This is a genomic window from Salegentibacter sp. (assembly GCF_041642575.1).
In the GTDB taxonomy this organism is placed as follows: Bacteria; Bacteroidota; Bacteroidia; order Flavobacteriales; family Flavobacteriaceae; genus Salegentibacter.
In genome coordinates, this window is sequence record NZ_JBEPWD010000088.1 from 4,054 (window position 1) to 8,039 (window position 3,986).

Annotated in this window: 5 protein-coding genes and 1 tRNA gene; all 6 read left to right on the forward strand. The window is 40.1% G+C overall.

All coding sequences use genetic code 11. The features are described from left to right. Nucleotides 1-73 precede the first annotated feature (73 nt). The 6 genes from ACESK1_RS10920 (at nt 74) to ACESK1_RS10945 (ending at nt 3,961) form a co-directional block, all read left to right on the forward strand. Nucleotides 74-631, forward strand: a complete 558-nt coding sequence (locus ACESK1_RS10920; RefSeq protein WP_372920215.1) for a DUF1599 domain-containing protein — start codon at nt 74-76, stop codon at nt 629-631. Between the two features lie 12 nt (nt 632-643). Beyond that, the gene (locus tag ACESK1_RS10925) at nt 644-1,738 is read left to right on the forward strand and encodes a BT_3928 family protein (protein ID WP_372920216.1); all 1,095 of its coding nucleotides are present in this window, start codon (nt 644-646) and stop codon (nt 1,736-1,738) included. Nucleotides 1,739-1,897: 159 nt separating this feature from the next. Further along, nucleotides 1,898-2,650 carry a triose-phosphate isomerase gene (tpiA, locus tag ACESK1_RS10930; protein ID WP_372920217.1) on the forward strand — a complete coding sequence of 251 codons (753 nt, stop codon included), beginning with the start codon at nt 1,898-1,900 and terminating at the stop codon, nt 2,648-2,650. Nucleotide 2,651: 1 nt separating this feature from the next. Then, nucleotides 2,652-3,485 carry a 50S ribosomal protein L11 methyltransferase gene (gene prmA, locus ACESK1_RS10935; RefSeq protein ID WP_372920218.1) on the forward strand — a complete coding sequence of 278 codons (834 nt, stop codon included), beginning with the start codon at nt 2,652-2,654 and terminating at the stop codon, nt 3,483-3,485. A 38-nt stretch (nt 3,486-3,523) separates the two neighbouring features. After that, nucleotides 3,524-3,799: an ATP-dependent Clp protease adaptor ClpS gene (locus ACESK1_RS10940; protein WP_372920219.1), complete on the forward strand. Its 276-nt coding sequence runs from the start codon at nt 3,524-3,526 to the stop codon at nt 3,797-3,799. Between the two features lie 88 nt (nt 3,800-3,887). Continuing rightward, a tRNA-Arg gene (locus tag ACESK1_RS10945) sits at nt 3,888-3,961 on the forward strand. Nucleotides 3,962-3,986 lie beyond the last annotated feature (25 nt).

Genomic DNA, 3,986 nt, shown 5'->3' on the forward strand with positions numbered 1-3,986 from the left:
CTCTAGTGAGCAATTCATTAAATTTTGACTATCTGAATTATTTGTCGAAATTTACGCAAATTAGAATTTGTAGATGCAGCATACTTTAAAACAATACGACGCGGTGATCGATACCTGCCGCGCGTTGTTTGCCCATAAAATGAAAGATTACGGCAGCGCATGGCGTATTTTAAGACTTCCGTCCCTTACTGACCAGATATTTATTAAAGCCCAGCGCATTCGCCAACTTCAGGAATCGAATACGAAAAAGGTAGATGAAGATGAAAAATCTGAATTCATAGGTATCATTAATTATTCGGCGATGGCTTTAATTCAGTTGGATAAAGGAATTGCCAGCCAACCCGATCTTGATACTGAAACCGCCCTTAAGCTATATGACGAGAAGATTGCCGAAACCCGACAGCTTATGGAAAATAAGAACCATGATTATGGTGAGGCATGGCGCGATATGCGCATAAGTTCTCTAACAGATCTTATCATTCAGAAACTCCTAAGGGTAAAACAAATAGAAAATAATAAAGGGAAAACCCTTGTGAGCGAAGGTATAGATGCCAATTACCAGGATATGATCAATTATTCGGTATTTGCCCTTATCTTGTTTGCTGAAGCTGAAAAAAAAGAAAAAATATAAATATCTACTGATATGAAATTACTTGTTGGAATCGCCAGGGTGCTGGTTGGGGTTTTATTTATTTTTTCAGGATTTATCAAACTCAATGATCCCGTAGGTTTTTCATTTAAACTTCAGGAATATTTTGGGGAAAACGTTCTTAATCTCGAGTTCCTTATTCCTTATGCTCTTGTGATTGCGATCATCCTTGTGGTTTTTGAACTTGTTTTGGGTATAATGTTGCTAATTGGTTATCTACCTAAGTTCACGATGTGGAGTCTCTTGCTGATGATCCTTTTCTTTACGTTTCTAACTTTTTATTCAGCTTACTTCAATAAAGTGACCGATTGTGGTTGCTTTGGGGATGCTATTCCGCTTACGCCCTGGCAATCTTTCTATAAAGATGTGATCTTGCTGGTGCTTATCATTTTCCTATTTGTAAAAATAAAATTTATCACTCCGGTTTTTGCGCCGGTGTCCCACAGGTGGATCATTTTCCTGTTTTTTATGCTGAGTTTTATGTTTGCCTATTATGTGCTAATGCATCTTCCGGTTTTCGATTTTCGGGCTTATAAAGTGGGCAATAATATCAAGGAACAAATGGAAATTCCCGAGGGCGCTCCCAAAGCTGTCTTTGAATATAAATGGAAATTTGAGCAAGATGGGGAAGAAATTATTATTACAAACACTGGAGAGTATCCTCAGGTTGACGGAGAATTTATTGACGTGGAAACCGAACAAATCAGCGAAGGTTATGTGCCTCCTGTAACCGATTTTCAGATTGAAGATGACGGAGAGGATATTACCGATGAAATTCTGATTGAAGAAAAAGTCTTCCTTATTGTCGCATACGATCTTCGGAAAACTGAAAGAGACGGATATAAAGCGGTTAAGGAACTTAGTGAAGAAGCGTTGAGCAAGGGCTATCGTGTTGTAGGTCTTACGGCTTCGGGCGAAGAGGAGCGCCGGGAGCTTATTGAGAGATACGATCTAAACTTTGACTTCTACCAAACCGATGAAACTGCGCTTAAGGCGATAGTGCGTTCTAATCCGGGTCTCCTTACCCTGAAACGTGGGACAATCACCCAAAAGAAGCATTGGTATGACGCTGATGATATAAGATTATAAATCATTTTCCATATTCATTAAAGAAATGGTAAAAACTCCTCTTTATGGCGGGAGCATTACCCGTATGTGCCGTCTATTGGATATATTTGTGATACACGGAAGTTTTGCTTCTGAAGAAAATAGATGTGAAATATCCCTTGAGGATAAACCAATGAAATTATGAGAAAGAATATAGTAGCCGGAAACTGGAAAATGAATAACGATCTGGCTGAAACCAAAGAATTATTAGGGCACTTAAAAATGCAGCTTGTAAAAGAGCCTGAAGCTGAAGTGATGGTCGCTCCTGCTTTTACCAATTTATATGAAGCTTTTCAAACTCTGAAGAGTACTCCCATCCAAGTGATTGCGCAAAATATGCATCAGGCTAAAAGTGGTGCTTTTACAGGAGAAGTTTCTGCCAAAATGCTGAAGAGTATTGGAATTAATACGGTTATCCTCGGGCATAGTGAACGTCGTGCACATTTCCACGAAACAAATGAGATTCTAGCCGAAAAGGTAAATGCAGCTCTGGAAAATGAATTGCGGGTGATCTTCTGTTTTGGGGAGGAACTTGAAGATCGTAAAAGCGAAAATCATTTTAATCTTGTTGAAAAGCAACTGAAAGAAAGCCTATACCAGATTTCTGAAGACAACTGGAAAAATATTGTTTTGGCCTACGAACCTGTTTGGGCAATTGGAACTGGAGAAACTGCCAGCCCGGAGCAGGCCCAGGAAATGCATGCTTTTATAAGGAATAATATAGCCGATGCTTTTAATGATGATATCGCGCAAAATGTCTCAATTCTCTATGGAGGAAGTGTGAAGCCCGATAATGCCGCAGAGATCTTCGCGAAAGAAGATGTAGACGGAGGACTCATAGGCGGTGCCAGCCTTAAGGCAGTAGATTTTCTTGAGATTGTAAACTCTTTCTAAGATGGTGGGGAATTACTTCGAATTCAGGTTTAAAATTGACCCGCTTCAGCCGGGGTCAGAGATCCTTATCGCTGAATTGGGTTACCTGGGATTTGAAAGTTTTGTGGAAGAGGAAGATGGCGTAACTGCTTATATTCCGGTAGAAGAATATGAAGAAGATCTGCTGGCACAGGTGCATATCCTGCAATCTGATGAGGTGGAGATTTCCTACTCAAAAGAGGAGATCGAAAAGGTAAACTGGAACGAAGAGTGGGAGAAGAATTTCACTCCTATTGTCGTAGACGATCGCTGCAGCATCAGGGCGACATTTCATCCTTCGGCAGAAACCGAATACGAGATCGTGATAGATCCCAAGATGTCCTTTGGAACAGGGCATCATGCTACCACGCATTTGATGATTCAGCATATTCTGAATAATGACTTCACCGATAAAAATGTCCTGGATATGGGGTGTGGAACCGGAGTGTTAGCCATTTTGGCAAGCATGAAAGGGGCGCATATCGTAGATGCCATCGATATTGATAATTGGTGCTACCAGAACAGCCTGGAAAATGTTGAACGCAATAATTGCGATAATGTTAGTGTGGAAGAAGGTGGAGCCGAATTACTGGAAGGTCGTAAATACCATATTATTCTGGCTAATATAAACAGGAATATTCTCCTGCGTGATCTCCCGGTTTATGTTGCATCCCTGGAAGATAAAGGAGAGTTATACCTGAGCGGATTTTATGAAGATGATATTTCGGCTATCCGAAAGGCGTGCGAGGAACTTGGCCTAAAATATGTGGAGCATTTAGAGAGGAATAACTGGGTAGCTGTAAAGTTTTCTAAATAAGATTTTTATTACCTTTGAGGTCCTAAAATTTGATGATGATGAGTACTAAGGAAGAAGTTTTAGAAAAAGTTATTAGAAAGTCTGAAAAGAAGAAGCAAAACGAGATCATTTTATATAACGATGATTATAATACCTTCGATCACGTTATTGAAACCTTGATTTATGCCTGTGATCATACCCCTGAGCAAGCTGAACAATGTTCCCTACTTGTTCATTACAAAGGGAAGTGTACCGTAAAAACCGGGTCATATGAAGATCTTAAGCCGCGTTGTTCCAAATTGCTTGAGGCTGGATTGAGCGCAGAGATAATTTAGTTTAAAAAACTTCAGGTTTCTTTTTCAGAATTTAAAATAAACGATATATTTGCAGCCGCTAATCCGGATAAGGAAAGGCAATAATAAAGGCCTCGTGGCGCAACTGAATAGCGCATCTGATTACGGCTCAGAAGGTTACAGGTTTGAATCCTGTCGAGGTCACACTGGATAGCTTCCAAAACGCTCG